The 16,360-nt window shown below is 69.6% G+C and carries 16 protein-coding genes; 6 read left to right on the top strand and 10 right to left on the bottom strand.

The window, feature by feature from the left end; all coding sequences use genetic code 11:
- On the bottom strand, window positions 1–633 hold a 633-nt coding region (locus tag ACFQ36_RS13325), incomplete at its 3' end, for an aldehyde dehydrogenase family protein (protein ID WP_377014330.1).
- Window positions 634–773: 140 nt separating this feature from the next.
- On the opposite strand from ACFQ36_RS13325, the gene ACFQ36_RS13320 reads away from it, so the two are divergent.
- From ACFQ36_RS13320 to ACFQ36_RS13310, 3 genes are all read left to right on the top strand, one after another.
- Window positions 774–2,522: a PucR family transcriptional regulator gene (locus tag ACFQ36_RS13320; RefSeq protein WP_377014328.1), complete on the top strand. Its 1,749-nt coding sequence runs from the start codon at window positions 774–776 to the stop codon at window positions 2,520–2,522.
- Window positions 2,523–2,619: 97 nt separating this feature from the next.
- A complete protein-coding gene (locus ACFQ36_RS13315) occupies window positions 2,620–3,312 on the top strand; it encodes a GntR family transcriptional regulator (RefSeq protein WP_377014326.1) in 693 nt (230 codons plus the stop codon).
- Between the two features lie 138 nt (window positions 3,313–3,450).
- Window positions 3,451–3,900: a short chain dehydrogenase gene (locus ACFQ36_RS13310; protein ID WP_377014324.1), complete on the top strand. Its 450-nt coding sequence runs from the start codon at window positions 3,451–3,453 to the stop codon at window positions 3,898–3,900.
- A gap of 81 nt (window positions 3,901–3,981) precedes the next feature.
- Here the strand turns inward: ACFQ36_RS13310 and ACFQ36_RS13305 are convergent, their stop codons facing one another.
- The 9 genes from ACFQ36_RS13305 to ACFQ36_RS13265 all read right to left on the bottom strand — a co-directional run bounded on the left by ACFQ36_RS13305 (window position 3,982) and on the right by ACFQ36_RS13265 (window position 12,895).
- Window positions 3,982–5,484, bottom strand: coding sequence for a gamma-aminobutyraldehyde dehydrogenase (locus tag ACFQ36_RS13305; protein ID WP_377014322.1), 1,503 nt, complete (start codon window positions 5,482–5,484; stop codon window positions 3,982–3,984).
- Between the two features lie 27 nt (window positions 5,485–5,511).
- Window positions 5,512–6,579, bottom strand: coding sequence for a proline racemase family protein (locus ACFQ36_RS13300; RefSeq protein WP_377014320.1), 1,068 nt, complete (start codon window positions 6,577–6,579; stop codon window positions 5,512–5,514).
- Window positions 6,576–7,493, bottom strand: a complete 918-nt coding sequence (locus ACFQ36_RS13295) for a dihydrodipicolinate synthase family protein (protein WP_377014318.1) — start codon at window positions 7,491–7,493, stop codon at window positions 6,576–6,578. The genes ACFQ36_RS13300 and ACFQ36_RS13295 overlap by 4 nt, the downstream gene beginning before the upstream one ends.
- Window positions 7,494–7,522: 29 nt before the next feature.
- A complete protein-coding gene (locus tag ACFQ36_RS13290; RefSeq protein WP_377014316.1) occupies window positions 7,523–8,788 on the bottom strand; it encodes an NAD(P)/FAD-dependent oxidoreductase in 1,266 nt (421 codons plus the stop codon).
- 42 nt (window positions 8,789–8,830) lie between these two features.
- The gene (locus tag ACFQ36_RS13285) at window positions 8,831–9,631 is read right to left on the bottom strand and encodes an amino acid ABC transporter ATP-binding protein (RefSeq protein WP_377014314.1); all 801 of its coding nucleotides are present in this window, start codon (window positions 9,629–9,631) and stop codon (window positions 8,831–8,833) included.
- On the bottom strand, window positions 9,628–10,362 hold the full coding sequence (locus tag ACFQ36_RS13280; RefSeq protein WP_377014312.1) for an amino acid ABC transporter permease: 735 nt from the start codon (window positions 10,360–10,362) through the stop codon (window positions 9,628–9,630). The genes ACFQ36_RS13285 and ACFQ36_RS13280 overlap by 4 nt, the downstream gene beginning before the upstream one ends.
- A gap of 23 nt (window positions 10,363–10,385) precedes the next feature.
- On the bottom strand, window positions 10,386–11,231 hold the full coding sequence (locus ACFQ36_RS13275) for a substrate-binding periplasmic protein (RefSeq protein WP_377014310.1): 846 nt from the start codon (window positions 11,229–11,231) through the stop codon (window positions 10,386–10,388).
- A gap of 156 nt (window positions 11,232–11,387) precedes the next feature.
- A complete protein-coding gene (locus ACFQ36_RS13270) occupies window positions 11,388–12,128 on the bottom strand; it encodes an SDR family NAD(P)-dependent oxidoreductase (RefSeq protein ID WP_377014308.1) in 741 nt (246 codons plus the stop codon).
- Entirely contained in the window at window positions 12,128–12,895 is a 768-nt protein-coding gene (locus ACFQ36_RS13265; protein ID WP_377014306.1) for an SDR family NAD(P)-dependent oxidoreductase, read from the bottom strand. The genes ACFQ36_RS13270 and ACFQ36_RS13265 overlap by 1 nt, the downstream gene beginning before the upstream one ends.
- A gap of 145 nt (window positions 12,896–13,040) precedes the next feature.
- Here ACFQ36_RS13265 and ACFQ36_RS13260 point away from each other — a divergent pair, with 145 nt between their 5' ends.
- The 3 genes from ACFQ36_RS13260 to ACFQ36_RS13250 form a co-directional block, all read left to right on the top strand.
- A complete protein-coding gene (locus ACFQ36_RS13260) occupies window positions 13,041–14,090 on the top strand; it encodes a proline racemase family protein (RefSeq protein WP_377014304.1) in 1,050 nt (349 codons plus the stop codon).
- A gap of 81 nt (window positions 14,091–14,171) precedes the next feature.
- Window positions 14,172–14,489 (top strand): hypothetical protein, encoded by a 318-nt coding sequence (locus ACFQ36_RS13255; protein WP_377014302.1) that lies wholly within the window; start codon window positions 14,172–14,174, stop codon window positions 14,487–14,489.
- 22 nt (window positions 14,490–14,511) lie between these two features.
- Window positions 14,512–16,360 (top strand): DEAD/DEAH box helicase (locus ACFQ36_RS13250; RefSeq protein WP_377014300.1); only part of this gene is annotated, 1,849 nt, incomplete at its 3' end.

The raw sequence follows: 16,360 nt of genomic DNA, 5'->3' as shown, positions 1-16,360 counted from the left end.
GTCCACGGCCTCCTTGTCCCCGTGGACCACGTTGAAGACCCCGTCCGGCAGGCCCGCTTCCGTCCACAGCTCGGCCAGCCAGTTCGCGGCGGTCGGGTCCTTCTCGCTGGGCTTGATCACCACGGTGTTACCCGAAGCGATGGCGACCGGGAAGAACCACATCGGCACCATGGCCGGGAAGTTGAACGGGCTGATGATGGCGGCCACGCCCAGCGGCTGGCGCAGCGAGTGCACGTCCACCTTGGTGGAGGCGTTCTCGGTGTAGCCGCCCTTGAGCAGGTGCGGGATGCCGCAGGCGAACTCCACGACCTCCTGGCCGCGGCTGACCTCGCCAAGGGCATCGTCGAGGACCTTGCCGTGCTCGGCCGTGATGATGGCGGCCAGTTCGCCCTTGCGGGCGTTGAGCAGCTCGCGGAAGGCGAACATGATCTGGGTGCGCCGGGCGATCGAGGTGTCGCGCCAGCGGGGGAAGGCGGCGGCGGCCGCGGCGACCGCGGCGTCGACCGTGGCGGTCGGGGCCAGGGCGACGCGGGCGGTGGTCTTGCCCGTGGCCGGGTTGACGACCTCCCCGAAGCGGGAGTCGCTGCCGGGCTCGGTGTACCGGCCGTTGATCCAGTGGGTGATGGTTTGCATGGGGTGGTCCTCCCGGTCGCTGGTCTTGCTGACGTCCCGACGCAATTGTTCGGGCTTCGATGAACCATCCTGACGGCAGCAGGCGGCTGGAAGTAGCGACGAAGTGTATGAAGTTGCTGAGCCGGGTATACAGTTTGTAAATGCTGGATTTCCGGGATGGTAATGCGGACCCTCAGGCGGAGGAGCACGGAACCCGGACGGTGACCGTCCGGGCGCTACTCGACCTTGACGAGGTACGGTCCGGGCAGCCGGAGGTGCTCTCCGGAGAAGGCGCCCTCGATGCGGCCGTGCGCTGGGTCCACATTGCCGACTCGGAGCGGGTGGGACCGCTGCTCGAGGGCGGCGAGCTCGTGCTGAGCACCGGCCTGTCTTTCCGTGCGTCCCCGGGCGCGGCCGGCCGGTTCCTCGGCGACCTCGAGCAGGCGGGGGCCGCCGGCGCCGTGATCGAACTCGTGGATGCCCAGGGGCGTCCCGACACGGACGCCGTCGAGGTGTTGCGCGGCGCGGCCGCCGGGCGTGCCCTTCCCGTGGTTGTGCTGACGCGGACCATCAAGTTCGTCCGCGTGACCCAGGTGGCACACCGGCTCCTGGTCGGGGAGCAGCTCGCCCGGCTGGAGCGCGGGCGCAGGGTCCACGAGGTCTTCACCCAGCTGAGCCTGGAGGGTGCCAGCGAGCAGCGCATCGTGGACCGCACGGCCGAACTCCTGGGGGCCGCGGTCGTGCTCGAGGATGTCGCCCACCGCGTGCTCGCCTTCAACCCCGCCGGCATGGACGCGGGGGAGTTGCTCCACGACTGGGCGGGACGCTCGCGCCACGTCGGGTACCAAAAGGAGACCGGGCGACGGGCCGGCACGGGCGACTGGCTGCAGACGCCGGTGGGTGTGCGTGACCGGCGTTGGGGCCGGCTGGTGGTGCCGGGGGAACTGCCGGACGACGCCGACGCCGCGCAGGTCCTGGAGCGGGCCGGACAGGCCCTGACCTTGGCCCGGATGGCCGGCCGGGACGAGCAGGACCTGCTGCAGCAGGCACAGGCCGGGTTGATGCACGATCTGCGCCAGCCGCACGCGCTGGACGAGCGGGAAGCCGTGACCCGCGCCCAGGCCCTGGGGCTGGAGCCCAGCGCCTTCTACGTCCCGATCGTCGTGCGGCTGGACCGGCTGCCGGGGGAGGACCCTACCGGCCTGCAGCTGCGCGAGCGGGCGCTGCTGGAGGACCTCGTGGCCACGGTCCGGCAGGCCCGGCGTTCGATGCTGGCCGTCGGCCTGCATTCGGGTTCGTTCGGCGCCTTGCTGGGGGTGCCGGCCCGGCAGCTTGAGGACGGGCTGCTCGAGCGGATCTTCGGGCAGCTCGCCGAGGGGCGCGGGGCGGGCGACGCCGGCGGGCGGGGAGGGGGTGAAGGGGCCGCGGCCTGGACCGTGGGGGTCGGCCGGAGCAGCAGCTCGCTCCTGGAGGCCGCCGCGGGCCTGGATGCGGCCACACAAGTGGCCGACATTGCCGCCACCCTGGAGATCCGGCGGCGCCGGTACTACCGCTTCGCGGACGTCAGGCTCCGTGGACTGCTGGCCGCGCTCCGCACCGATGCGAGGGTCAGGGCCTTCGCTGAGGCGGAGCTGGCGCCCCTGCTGGAGGAGCAGGACACCGGGGCACTGGACTTCCTGGAGCTCTACCTGCGCCACGGCGGCAACAAATCCTCGGTCGCGCGCACCGGGTACCTGAGCCGTCCCGCGCTCTACGCCCGCGTGGCACGCCTGCAGGAGAGGCTCGGTGTTTCCTTGGACGACGCGGAGTCTCGGGCCGCCCTGCACGTGGCGTTGCTGTGGCACCGGATGCGCGGGCAGGTGCCGGGCGAGGAACCCGCCCATGGCCCCGACAACGCGGACCAGGGGTAGCAACCTGGCCCCGGGCGGGTTAGGCTAGGAGGGAATGTCTGACAATCAGCATTCCCTCTGTCGGGGTGAAGCGCGAACAGGACAGGAAGCGGCATCAATGAACACTTTGCTCCCAACAGGTAGTGCCGTCGGTCCGGTGTCGTCGCTCTCGCGGCGGGACGCAGCCATCCAGGAGATCCGCCGCGCCGTGGTGCGCGGCTGGCTGAAGCCCGGAGAGAAGCTGACCGAGGTGCAGCTCTCCCAGATGCTCAGCGTCAGCCGGCCGACCATCCGCGAGGCGCTGAACCAGCTCGCCCAGGAGGGGCTGCTGGTCCAGGAACCCTACCGCGGCCTTCGGGTGGCGACCGTGGACGCGGACCAGATCCTGGATATCGCCAATACCCGCCAGGCACTGGACATGCTGGCCGTGGACGGGATCCTGGACGACCCCACCGGCGCGCGCATGGACAGCGTCCGGCAGGCCTGGGCGGATTTTTCGCGGGTCGAGGGCGATCCCGATCCGCTGGTGCGGCATGAGGCGCACGTCGCGTTCCACCGCCGGATCTGGGCGGCGTCGGAAAATTCGCTCCTGGTGCGCCTCTGGCCGGTCGTCGAGGCCCATATCACCATCGCGCTGGCCCGGGACCAGGCCGTCCGCTCGGATCCCGAGCGTGCCCGGCTGGTCCACCAGCACCTGGTGGATGCCCTGCTCTCGGGCGATCGCGCCGCCATCCAGGAGGCCTTCGAGGCCCACACCATCGGCAGCGCACGCGAGCTCATCGAACTGATCGAAAGGAAGGAAACTGCATGAGGATCCTGGTTGTCGGAGCCACCGGCCTGATCGGGAACGCCGCCGCGGAGACGTTGGAAGCTGACCACGAGGTCATCCGGGCGTCCCGGGGGGGCGGAGACGAAGGTCGACCTGACCGATACGGCCTCCATCCGGGCCATGTTCAAGTCCATCGGAACGGTGGACGCCGTCGTCTCCTGCACCGGCTCGGTCCCCTTCAAGCCGCTCACCGAACTGGACGAGGCGGACTACCGCGCCGGGTTTGCCGACAAGGTGATGGGCCAGGTCAGCCTCGTGACCGAAGGCCTGGCGTACGTGGCCGACAAGGGGTCGTTCACGCTGGTTTCCGGCATCCTCGCACGCGAGCCCATTGCGACCGGAGTGGCGGCATCGCTCGCCAACGGCGCCCTGGAGTCGTTCGTCATGGCGGCCAGCGCCGAGATGCCCCGCGGGATCCGGATCAACGCGGTCAGCCCGACCGTCCTGGCCGAAGCTGCCGGCTACCACCCCTATTTCCCCGGATTCCCGCAGGTGGCGGCCGCCGACGTCGCGCGGGCATTCGTCCGCTCGGTCCAGGGCATCGAAACGGGGCAGGTCTTCAAGGTCTGACCCGGGGCCCGGACAACGGCTCGTAACAACAACGTTGGGGCCCGGCGGCAAGGCCGCCGGGCCCCAACGTTTTGCGTGTGCCTAGAGGGTGAAGACCGTCCGGTGCCAGTCCTTGGTTTGGGCTCCGGTCAGGTCGAACATCACGTGCTTCACGGTGGTGTACTCGTCGAACGAGTAGGTGGACATGTCCTTGCCGAAGCCGGATTCCTTCATGCCACCGTGCGGCATCTCGCTGATGATCGGGATGTGGTCGTTGATCCACACACAGCCGGAGCGGATTTCGCGGGTGGCGCGCAGCGAGCGGTAGACGTCGCGGGTCCAGGCGGAGGCAGCCAGGCCGTAGGGGGTGTCGTTGGCCAGGCGGATGGCCTCGTCGTCGGAGTCGAACGGCATGGCGGCCAGGACCGGTCCGAAGACCTCGTCGCGGACGATCTCGCTGTCCGCGGGGGCGTCCGCGACGAGTGTGGGACGGAAGTAGGATCCGGCCGCCAGGTCGCCGTCCGGGATGCCGCCGCCGATCACGCGCGCGTAGGCGCCTGCCCGATCGACCATGCCCGCCACCTTGTCGCGGTGCTGCCGGGAGACCAGCGGCCCCATGTCGGTGGCCGGGTCCAGGGTCGGTCCAAGGCGGACCTTCGAGTAGAGCTCCGCGACGCCGTCCACGAAGTCCCGGTACAGCGAGCGGTGGACGATGGCCCGGGTGGCCGCGGTGCAGTCCTGGCCGCTGTTGATGAGGCTGCCGGCGACGGCGCCGTGGACCGCCGCCTGCAGGTCGGCGTCGTCGAAGACCACGAACGGGGCCTTGCCGCCGAGTTCGAGGTGGACGCGCTTGGCCGTCGTGGCGGCCGCCTCGAGCACCGTCCGGCCCACCGCGGTGGATCCGGTGAAGGAGAGCATGTCCACGTCCGGGTGCCGCAGCAGTTGCGCCCCCACGGTGGAGCCCCTGCCGCAGATCACGTTGACCACGCCGTCCGGCAGCCCGGCGTCGCTGGCGGTCTTGGCGAACAGCAGGCTGGTCAGCGGAGTGATTTCGGCCGGCTTGAGGACGATCGTGTTGCCGGCCGCGATGGCCGGGAGGATCTTCCACGCAGCCATCTGCAGCGGGTAGTTCCACGGGGCGATCGAGCCGATGACGCCGATCGCTTCACGGCGGATGGAGGACGTGTGGTCCGGGGAGTACTCGGCCGTCGCCTTGCCTTCGAGGTTGCGGGCGGCCCCGGCGAAGAATGAGATGTTGTCGATGGTTCCGGGAACGTCGAACTCGCGGGTGAGCCGGATCGGCTTGCCTGCCTGCCGGGACTCGAGCTGCGCGAACTCCTCGGCCCGTTCCTCCAGCAGCGCGGCGAACCGGGCCAGGACCGCCGAGCGCTCGCCCGGGGTGGCGGTGGACCAGCCGGGGAACGCGGCCCGGGCGGCGGAGACCGCCGCCTCCAGGTCGGACGGCCCGGCGGTGCCCAGGGCGGCCAGGGGCTCGCCGTTCGAGGGGTCCAGCACCGTGCACACGTCTTCGGAGCTTCCGGACACGGGGTGCCCGTTGATGAATTGGCCTGCTTCGATGCCGGTCAGTACTGTCGTTTCGCTCATATGGTTTCCTGCTTTCCCTGGCTGGCCCTACCCGGAGGTGGGGCCCCAGATATCGCCGACGGTGTAGCCGGTCGGGAACGGGTCGGTTGGGTCGAGGACCCACTGGCTGCGGCCGGTGATCCAGCCGCGGCCGGTGATGGTGGGCAGGACGGCAGTGTGGCCGCCCACCGTGGTTTCGCCGTCGAGGCGGCCGATGAACTCGGTACCGATGATGGACTTGTGGCTGAAGTCCTCCCCGATGGCCAGCTGGCCGCGCGCGTGCAGGGCGGCCATCCGCGACGAGGTTCCGGTGCCGCACGGGGAGCGGTCCAGCGCGCCGGTCCAGGTGGTGGGGTCCGTCGGCACCAGTGGCCCGCTGGTCAGGACCACGGTATTGCGCGCCTGCACTCCGGGCACGCGGTCCCCGGAGTGCAGCATGACCAGGTTGACGCCGGAGACGTTCGGGTTTTCCGGGTGCACGGCCTGGATCTGCTCGGCCGCGGCCATCTTGATCAAGGCGCCGGCCCGGACGAGTTCCTTGCCCCGGGACGGGTCAAGGTCCAGCCCTAGGTCAGCGGCCTTCGCTTGGGCGAAGTACTGGCCGCCGAAGACGATGTCCACCGGGACCGTGCCGAATTCCGGGACTTCCAGCGGCACGTCCAGGCCGACGACGAAGCTCGGGACGTTGGCCACGGTTACCGAGATGACCTTGCCCGACTCCACACGGGCAGTGGCGTGCACCCTGCCGACGGCGGTGTCGATCAGGACCTCGACGACGGGGCCCGGGCGGTCGACGATGCCGGTTTCGATGGCCGCCGTGACCGCGCAGATGGTGTTGGATCCGGACATCGGGGTGAATCCGCCCTGCTCCAGGACAACGATGCCGAAGTCCGACCCGGGGTTCACCGGAGGCAGCAGCAGCACGGCGCACAGCCCGGGGTAGCCCCGCGGCTCGCGCAGCATCAGGCGGCGGAGCCAGTCCAGGTGCTGCCGGCAGTAGTCCAGGCGTTGCGCCATGGTGTCGCCCTGGACCAGCCCGGCGGCCGAGGTCAGGATGCGCCCCGGCTCGCCTTCGGCGTGGACCTCGACGGCGTCGAGGAGCAGGGGCCCGTTCATACGGCCACGGGCTTGGTCACACCGGCTGCCACCAGCAGCCCGGCCAGCTGCTCGCGCTTCTCCGCGGCCAGGGGCTGGAGCGGGGCGCGCACCGGGCCGACCGGCTCGCCGATCAGCTCCAGGCCGGCCTTGATGCCCGCAACGTAGTTGACGGACTCCAGGAAGTCGCTGATCGCCCACAGGTGCTTCCACTGTTCGCGGGCCGTGGCCAGGTCCTTGCGTTCGGCCAGCGTGTTCCAGAACTCGACGGCCAGTTCGGGCACCACGCCGGCGGTGCCCCAGACGGAGGCCTCGGCGCCGGAAGCAATGCCGAAGAACGTGAGCGTGTCCCAGCCGTTGAAGGCCTTGATGCGGTCCGTACGCACGGCGAGCAGCTCCGCCAGGGCCACGGCGTCATCGGAGGTGTTCTTGATGTAGTCGACCCCCTCAATATCGCCCAGTTCGGCGAGTTCGGCGGCGGTCAGCCTGATGCCGGTGGCGCCGGGGACGTTGTAGTAGATGATGGGCAGCGTCACCGCTCCGGCGACGTCGCCGAGGAACCGCTGCAGGGTGGGGAAGTCCAGCGGGTCGTAGAAGGGGGGCACGACCATGAGCGCGTCGGCGCCCACGGACTCGGCGTGGCGGGCCAGCGAGACCGCGCCGTCGGTGGTCATGGACCCGATCCCGGCGACAACCGGGACGCGGCCTGCGGCGGCTTCCACGTACAGTTCGATGACCCGGCGGTACTCCTGATCGGTCAGGCTGGTGAATTCGCCGGTCGTGCCCGTCGGGACGAGGCCGTGGATGCCGGCGTCAATGAGCCGGTCGGCCTGCCGGCGCAGCGCGGCCTCGTCCAGGGCGGAGCCATCGGCGGTGAAGGGAGTGGTGACGGCGGCCAGGATGCCGCGGAGCTGGATCTTCTTGTGCTGGGACATGTGTGTTGTTTCCTCTCGGTGATGGATATCTAACGGGCCGCGACGGGCAGGCTGCGCTGCACGCCGCGGAAGCGGTCGGCGCCGAAGGGCTGAAGGGCCGGCGCGGTGCGGCCACGCACCACCAGGTCCGCCAGGGCAGCGGCGGTGCCGGGCGCCAGGGTGATGCCCATCATCCCGTGCCCGGTGGAGACGTAGGTGTTCTCCAGGTCTCCGAGCCGGCCGATGACGGGCAGGCCGTCCGGGGTCATCGGCCGCATGCCGGCCATGGGTGCCGGCTTCGTGGCCGGCGGCTGCCAGTTGCGGAAGTACTTGGCCGGTGCCCGCAGGATGGCATCGACCCGGACCCGGTTGACCTCCTCGTCCAGGCCGCCGAACTCCATGGTGCCGGCAAGGCGGAGGCGGTCATTGAACGGAGTGACCGCAACCTTCGCGTCCCACAGGTTCACGGCGCTGCGCAGGCCCAGCGCGGGCACCTCCACGCTGTAGCCCTTGCCGGGCCGGACGGGAAGCGGTACCCCGAAGTGCTTCGAGAGCCTGCCGGTCCAGGCTCCCGCGGCGAGGACAATGCGGTCGGCCACGTAGCGGTTGCCGCCGCTGTGCACGCTGGCGACGCGGCTTCCGTCGTGTTCAACCGCGTCCACCGGCGAGTTCTCGACGATCCTGACCCCCATGGCGACGAGCCGCCGGTGCAGGGCGGCGGCCATGGCCCCCGGGTCGACGTGCCGCTCGTAGGGGAAGTAGATGCCGCCCAGGACCGCGTCCGTCAGCAGCGGCTCGCGCTCGTGCACCGCGTCCCCGTGCAGCACCTGCGGTTCCCGGCCGTACTGGGTGGCCAGGTCGAGGTTGTCGAGGTGGTGGTCGAAGTTGTCCTTGTCTGTGAACGCCATCAGCAACCCTGCGGTGTGCATCTCGAAGTCCATGCCGTCGGCACGGTAGTCGTCGAAGATCCCGAGGGTGTCCGCGGCCAGGCGGAGGTGGGCCTCGAAGCCGGCGCGCTGGTCGCGCGCATTGGACTTGCGCCACATGCCGAACATAAACCGCAGGAACGAGGGCTCGAGGGAGGGCCGGATGTAGAGCGGGCTGTCCGGGCGGAGCATCCACTTCAGGGATTTCAGGACCACGCCCGGTCCGGGGACGGGCGCCGATTCCGCCGGGCAGATCCAGCCGGCGTTGACCTTGCTGGCGCCAAGGCCCGTGGCTCGCGCGTCGAGGACGGTCACCTCCGCGCCTTCCCGGGCGAGGTGGTAGGCGGTTGTCAGGCCGATGACGCCGCCTCCGATGACGAGCACGTGCATGGCTTTCCTTTCTGTCTGGCTGGCAGTTTGCCCGGCGGCCGCTTAGAAGCGGACGGCGTCCACGAAACGCTTGAGTTCTTCGTTGGTGCAGTGGTCGAACGCCTCTTCCGGAGCGGCGTTCACCGCGATCTCACCCTCGTGGAAGAACACGACGCGGTCGGCGGCCTTCGAGGCGAAGGCCATGTCGTGGGTCACGAGGGCCAGGGCGATGCCCTCTTCCTCCTTCAGGCGGCGGAGGACGTCGAGGACCTCGGCCGCCACTGGCGGATCCAGGGCGGAAGTGATCTCGTCGCAGAGCAGGAGCTTGGGCTTCATCATCAGGGCCCGGGCGATCGCGACCCGCTGGCGCTCGCCGCCGGAGAGCTGCGTGGGACGGCTGAGGATGTGGTGCTTCATGCCGACCTCCTCGAGCGCAGTCTCCGCACGGTCCCGGGCTTCGCCGGGCTTCATCCCGAGGCGTTTGCGCGGGGCGAGCGTCAGGTTCTCCAGGACGTTCATGTGCGGCCAGAGGGTGTAGGTCTGGAATACCATGCCGACGTCGGACTTGACCGCGTTCCAGGCCTTCGTCCGTGCCCCGTCGGCGAAGACGGTCTTGCCGTCGATGCTGATCTCGCCGCTGTCCGGGTCCGTCAGGCCGGCAATGGCCCGCAGCAGGGTGGACTTGCCCGATCCGGACTTGCCGATGATGACGGTGATGTCCCCGGCCTTCATCTCGAAGTCCACGTGGCGGAGGATCGTGCGTGAGTGGAACGCCTTCTCCAGGCCCCTGGCGGAGACCAGGACGTCTCCCTTGCGTGCCGGCTGTGTCCGGGTCGACGGCTGTGCCGTTCCAGCGAAGCTCATGCCGCCACCGGCTTCATGCCGGGCACGAGGCGGGTGAGGAAGAGCTTCTTGGCTGCCGGGCCGTGCCCGGCGGCGCGCTGCATGCGGGCCTCGATGTGGCTGGTGATCAGTGAGACGGGGAAGGCGATGGCAAAGTACATCAGTGCTGCCACGGTGAAGACCTCCAGGGAACGGTAGGACTGGGCGGAGACGGTGTTGGCCACGAACATCAGGTCCGCGACGGCGATGGTCGAGACCAGGGCGGTGTCCTTGAAGAGCGAGATGTTCAGGGACAGGATCACCGGCAACTGCTGGCGCAGGGCCTGCGGCAGGATGATGTGCCGCAGCTGCTGCAGGTGCGAGAGCTGGAGCATCCGGCCGGCCTCGACCTGCTCGACCGGGACGGCCTGGAACCCGCTGCGGTAGGCCTCGGCCATGAAGGCCGTCAGGTTCGCCGAGAGTGCGATCACCGCCGAGACGTACCCGGGGAGGGTGATGCCCGTCAGGGCGGGCAGCGCGTAGAAGATCCAGAAGAGCTGGACCAGCAGCGGGGTGCAGCGGAACACCTCGATGTAGGCCTGGGCCGCCCAACGGATGACTTCGATGCGCGCCATGCGCGCCATCGTCAGCGGGACAGCGAGCACCATGCTGATAGTGATCGTGATGACGGCGATCTGGAGGGTCAGCCCGAGTCCGCCAAGAAGCGTGGGCATTGCGTCGGCAACGACGCCCCAGTTGAAGTTGTAGTTCATGATCGGAGCCTTTCGCCGGCCGTCTACTTCTTGCGGAGGTCCCCGAGGTTGCCCACCTCGACGTAGTTGGCTTCGGCGTAGGCCTTGGTCAGCACGCCCTCGCTCTTGGCGCGGTCGATCGCGATGTTGACGATCTGCAGGGAACGCGGGTCGGCGTCGGCGGGGACACCGTAACCGGTCGAGGACTCGAAAATGGACGGCTCCGGCACGATGATCTTCAAGCTGTCATCCGCCAGGGCCTGGGACTCCGCCGTGGGCAGGTCGGTGAACTCGGCGATCGCCCGGTTGGCCTGGACGGCTGAGATGGCGTTGGCGTAGCTGTCCATCGGCATGATCTTGCCGGTGAACTGTCCCAGGGCCGCCGCGGGCGCGGCTCCCTGAGCCACCGAGATCTGGCCGCCGTCCTTGATGACGTCGTCTGCGGTGACGTGCTTGGAGCCGGCCTTGACCACGAAGACACCGGGGTAGCTGTAAACGGGGTCCGTGAACTGGATCGCCAGCGAGCGTTCGACGGTGTAGTCGAGGTTCGCGGCGAAATCGTACCGGTCGGCCTGGAGGCCGGCGACGATGTTCTTCCACTCGGCGGCGACCGGAACCAGTTTCACGCCCAGTTCGTCGGCCAGCTGCTGCAGCGGGATCAGGTTGGCTCCGCCGAGGGTGCCGTCGGCGTTCTGGATCGTCATCGGCGGGGCGATGGCGACACCAACCCGCAGTTCCCCGCGCTCCTTGATCGCTTCGATGAAGGATCCCTGGCCGGTCTCGCCCGCGGCCGCCGGGCTGCCGCGGAACCCCGATCCCAGGTAGCCGCCGACGACGGCGAGGGCCAGGACGGCGATGAGCGCGAGGACGATCTTGCTGGTTTTTGTCATGGTGAGCTTCCCTCGATTCAGCGGCGGTGGATCCGCCGTGCCAGTGGAATTACCTAGCTGCCTGATTGTCAGGCAATCTGCCAATAAAAAAACTCTAGGCTGTGATTGGTGTCACGTCCAGTACCCTGCGAAAAGATTGCGAAACTTTTTCGGCCGCTACCGGACGTAGTCCGCGCCCGTGATGTCCACCGTGGATCCGGTGGCGTGGCGGCACCTGCCGCTGGCGAGAAAAGCAATGAGTTCGGCCACGTCCTCCGGGGGAGTGGGTTCGCCCAGCGGCATTCCGGCCGCCATTTCGGCTGTCAGCTGGCCGGCCGCCAAGTCGGTCGCCACCCAGCCGGGCGCGATGGCGTAGGCCAGGATTCCGTCGCGCCCGCAGCCCCGGGCGATGCCCTTGGTCAGGGCGAGCAGGCCTGCCTTCGCTGCGCCGTAGGCCAAGTGCCCGGCGTCGTCCCCGCGGTGGGCCGAGCGGCTGGTGACGTTCACGATGATCCCGCCGCCGCGTTGGCGGAAGTGGCCGATGGCCAGCCGGCACAGCTCGGCCGGCGCGGTGAGGTTCAGGGCCAGGTTCAGGCTCCACCCGTCGTTCCAGGCCTGCTTGTCGTCGAGCGGCGAGGGGATCCAGCCGCCCGCGTTGTTGACGAGGGCGTCCACACGTCCGTGCCATGCCAGCGCCTCGGCCCACACCCGCTCCAGCTGCGCCGGGTCGGTCAGATCCCCGCCGACCACGTGCGTGGCCCGGCCCAGCTCGGACGCCAACCGGTGCGCGGGACCGGCCTGGGAGCCGTAGTGGACGATGACGTTCGCGCCCTGCCGGTGCAGGGCGCTCGCGGTGGCGGCACCGATGCCGCGGGAAGCCCCGGTGACCAGGGCGACCGCCCCGTCGAGCCCGTTCATCAGCAGACCGCCTGGGCGCCGGTGATTTCCACGATGGACCCGCACATGTAGGGCGCTTCATCCGAGGCCAGGAACGCGATGAGCGCGGCCACTTCCTCCGGCCTGCCGATGCGGCCGAACGGGACCAGCGCGTCAAGGTCCGCCACCGTCCTGCCCGAGCGCCGCAGCCCCGCCTCCAGCATCGGGGTGTGGACTTCTCCGGGGCATACGGCGTTGACCCGCACGCCCATCGGCGCGTAATCACGGGCGAGGTTCTGCGTGAACACCACCACCGCTGCTTTCGAGACGTTGTAGGCGATGTGCCCCGGCGCAGGGTGCAGTCCCCACTGCGAGGCGGTGTTGACGATCGCCCCACCGCCGGCCTCGATCATGCGGGGAAGGACCGCGCGGCACAGGTGGAACAAGGCGTCGACGTTCACCGCGAAGCTTGCGTCCCAATCAGCCGCCGTCAGGTCGAGTAGGGCGCCCCGCCGGTTGATGCCGGCGTTGTTGACCAGGACGTCCACCCCGCCGAACTCGTCCACCACGGAGGCGACCGCGGCTTCCACTTCACCGGAGGAGGTCACGTCGAAGGCCAGGAGGCGCGCTGCGAGCCCGTCCTCCACCAGCCGGTCCGCGGTCCGTCCGGCCGCACCGGCATCGGCGTCGCACACCACCACCTGGGCGCCCTCCCCGGCCAGGCGCGCCGCCGCAGCCGAACCGATGCCGCCGCCCCCGCCGGTAACGAGTGCGACCTTTCCCTTGAAGCGCTGTCCGTGCTTGTTCACGGCTACCCCTGTTTCGATTTATTTGTTAGATTGTCAGGCAATTGAATCGAACGTAAGGTACCGTCTCCCCGCCGTCAATGGTGTCGGCGGAACAGGTACAGGTCGCAGGCGGTCCTGCGGACCGACGCTGGTGGAAGGAGCGGACATGAGGTTCAGCCGGTTGCTCAACGTGGTGGATGCCCACGCCGAGGGGGAGTTCGGAAAGGTCGTGGTCGGCGGCGTCGGCCACGTGCCCGGCGACACGATCTTCGAGAAGATGCTTCACTTCAGCCGGCACCAGGACCAGCTGCGGAAACTGCTTCTGTGCGAGCCTCGGGGCGCGGTGTGGCACAACGCCAACGTCGTGCTCCCCTCGAACCACCCGGAGGCGGACATGGGGTACATCATCCTGGAGTCCACCGAATACCCGGCCATGTCCGGCTCCAACACCATGTGCGTCGCCACGGTCCTGCTCGAGACCGGAATGCTGCCGATGACCGAGCCGGTCACCCGCGTGGTGCTGGAATCGCCGGCCGGCCCCATCAGGGTCGAGGCCACCTGCTCCAACGGCAAGGTCGAGCGGGTGAAGCTCGTGAACCAGCCGGCCTTCGTCTACCACCGGGACGCGAAGATCGATGTTCCGGGCGTCGGCGTGCTGTCCGTCGACATCGCCTACGGCGGCATGACCTTCGCCTTCGTCGACGCCGAATCGGCAGGAATCACCCTCGATGTCAGCCAGGAGGCCACGCTGTACGAGCTTGGCCAGCGGATCAAGAAGGCCGCCGCGGAGCAGCTCGAGGTGGCACATCCGGAAAACCCGCTCATTCCCGGGATCACGAACACCTCGTTCACCGGCCCCTTGCTTCACGAGGAGGGGCCGGACGGAGAAGACATGGTCCGCTCGGTCAACGCCGTCATCGTGTCCCCCGGGAGGCTGGACCGCTCGCCGTGCGGCACCGGGACCTCGGCCCGCCTGGCCCTGCTGCATGCCCGCGGAGAGCTTCGCCCCGGCCAGCTCTTCCGGCACGAATCGATCATTGGCAGCCGGTTCGACGCGCGCATCGAAGGCGTCACCACGGTGGGCCCCTACCACGCCGTCATCCCCAGCATTTCCGGCCGGGCCTGGATCACGTCCTTGAACCAGCTGGTGCTTGATCCGACCGATCCGTTCCAGGAGGGCTTCGTCGTCGGCAGGCCCTGGGCGCCGGAATACTGACTCCGTACGTTCGAGTACTGCGGGAGCCGGCCCCTGCGCAGGCAGGGTTGCACCGCCGCCGGTATCTGCAAGGCTGTACCCATGGGATATTTCGTCGAGTACCATATTCCCCCCGGCGACGACGAGGACTTCGAATTCCCGGTCAACGGCGAGGAACCGGATGACACCATCCCGCTGTCGCAGACCGAGGCGGGAACCGTCCATGCCCCGGACCTGCTGGCCCGCACCCTCGTTGCCGGAGCCACCCTGGCCGAGGCCCGGCAAGCCGCCGAGGAGATCATCGGCCACAGCGGGGCCACCGAGGCGCTGCTGTACGAGGACCCGGAGAACTCGACCCAAAGCGGCAGCGGCACCGTGGTGGGCACCTACACGCAGGGCGGGGGCTGGGCCGGGCCCTAGCCGGCCGGACCCGCAGCTGCGCATGGAGACCCACAAGGCCGGGGAACCCGGCCAGGGCCGGCTCGACCGGTTCCGGCACGGGCTGGGCTTCGAGCTGGATCCCTTCCAGCTCGAAGCATGCCTGGCCCTCGAGTCCGGGCACGGTGTCCTGGTCGCCGCCCCGACCGGCTCCGGAAAGACAGTGGTGGGGGAGTTCGCCGTGTTCCTTGCCCTGCAGCGCGGGCTGCGGGCCTTTTACACCACCCCCGTCAAGGCGCTGGGCAACCAGAAGTTCGCCGACCTGGCGCGCACCTGGGGCAGCGGCCGGACCGGCCTGCTCACCGGCGACACCAGCATCAATCCCGGTGCCGACGCCGTCGTCATGACCACCGAAGTGCTCCGGAACATGCTGTATGCGGACCCGGCGGTGCTGGACGGCCTGGGCTATGTGGTGATGGACGAGGTGCACTATCTGGCCGATCCGCTGCGGGGTGCGGCCTGGGAGGAAGTGCTCATCCAGCTGCCCGCGCAGGTCCGCGTGGTGGGCCTGAGCGCAACGGTTTCCAACGCGGAGGAATTCGGCGCCTGGCTCGAAAGCATCCGCGGGGACACCGCCGTGGTGGTCTCCGAACACCGGCCGGTGCCCCTGCGGCAGCACGTGATGGCGGGCAGCGAGCTGCTGGACCTGTTTGCCGTACCGGTGGCCTTCGACGAGCTGGACCCGGGCGGCGGCCGGGACCGCATCCTGGCCGAACACCCGGCCAATCCCGACCTGCTGGCGCTCGCCGAGGCCCTGCGCTACCGGCCCGGGGAGGACGGCGCGGAGCGGGAGCGCGGCCGGACCCGGCATTTCGAGCGCGCCTGGGCCGCCCGGCGGGGCCGGTCCGGCAGGACGCGGCCGCAGCTGGTCCAGCACCTGGACCGCAGGGGCCTGCTGCCGGCGATCACGTTCATCTTTTCCCGGGCCGGCTGCGAGGCGGCCCTGCAGGAGTGCATCGACTCCGGGCTCTGGCTCACGACCCCGGCACAGCGCCGGGAGATCCTGCGGCGGGCCAACGACGCCGTCCGGGACATCCCCGCCGGGGAGCTGGAGGCCTTCGGCTTCGGCACCTGGCGGGACGGACTGCGCCGGGGCTTTGCCGCCCACCATGCGGGCATGCTCCCGGCCTTCAAGGAAGCCGTGGAAGGCCTGTTCGCGGACGGACTGCTCCGGGCCGTCTTCGCCACCGAGACCCTGGCCCTGGGGATCAACATGCCGGCCCGGACCGTGGTGCTGGAACGGCTGGACAAGTTCAACGGCGAAACCCTCGTGGACCTCACGCCCGGCGAATACACCCAGCTCACCGGACGGGCCGGCCGCAGGGGCATCGATACGGAAGGACACGCCGTCGTCCTCTGGCGGCCGGGAACGGATCCGACGGCGGTGGCGGGCCTGGCCTCGCGGCGCACCTACCCGCTGGTGTCCAGCTTCCGGCCCACCTACAACATGGCCGCCAACCTGGTTGCACGGCTGGGCCGGGCGGGGGCTGTGCGGCTGCTCCGCTCCTCCTTCGCCCGGTTCCAGGACCGCGCGGCGGACCCGGCCCCGGCCTTCGGCAGGATCTGCGCTGTTCTGGCACAGTACGGCTACCTCGGCAGCAGCGGGGCCGGACCGGGCCTCGGTCCGGGCGGACAGCGGCTGCGCAGCATCTACGGCGAACGGGACCTGCTGGTGGCCCTGGGCCTGGACCACGGGGCGTTCGCCGGCCTTGACGCCGCGGAACTGGCGGGACTGGCCGGTGCGCTGGTTTACCGCCCGCGGACCGCGGACGGCACCCGGCGGCCGAGGATGCCCACACGCGCGCTCGAGGCCGCCGCCGGGGTCATCGCCGGCCAATGGGCCGGCCTGAACA

Origin of the sequence: Arthrobacter sp. GCM10027362 (assembly GCF_042679445.1) — a bacterium.
Taxonomy (GTDB): Bacteria; Actinomycetota; Actinomycetes; order Actinomycetales; family Micrococcaceae; genus Crystallibacter.
This window is presented reverse-complemented; position numbering and strand designations above follow the sequence as displayed.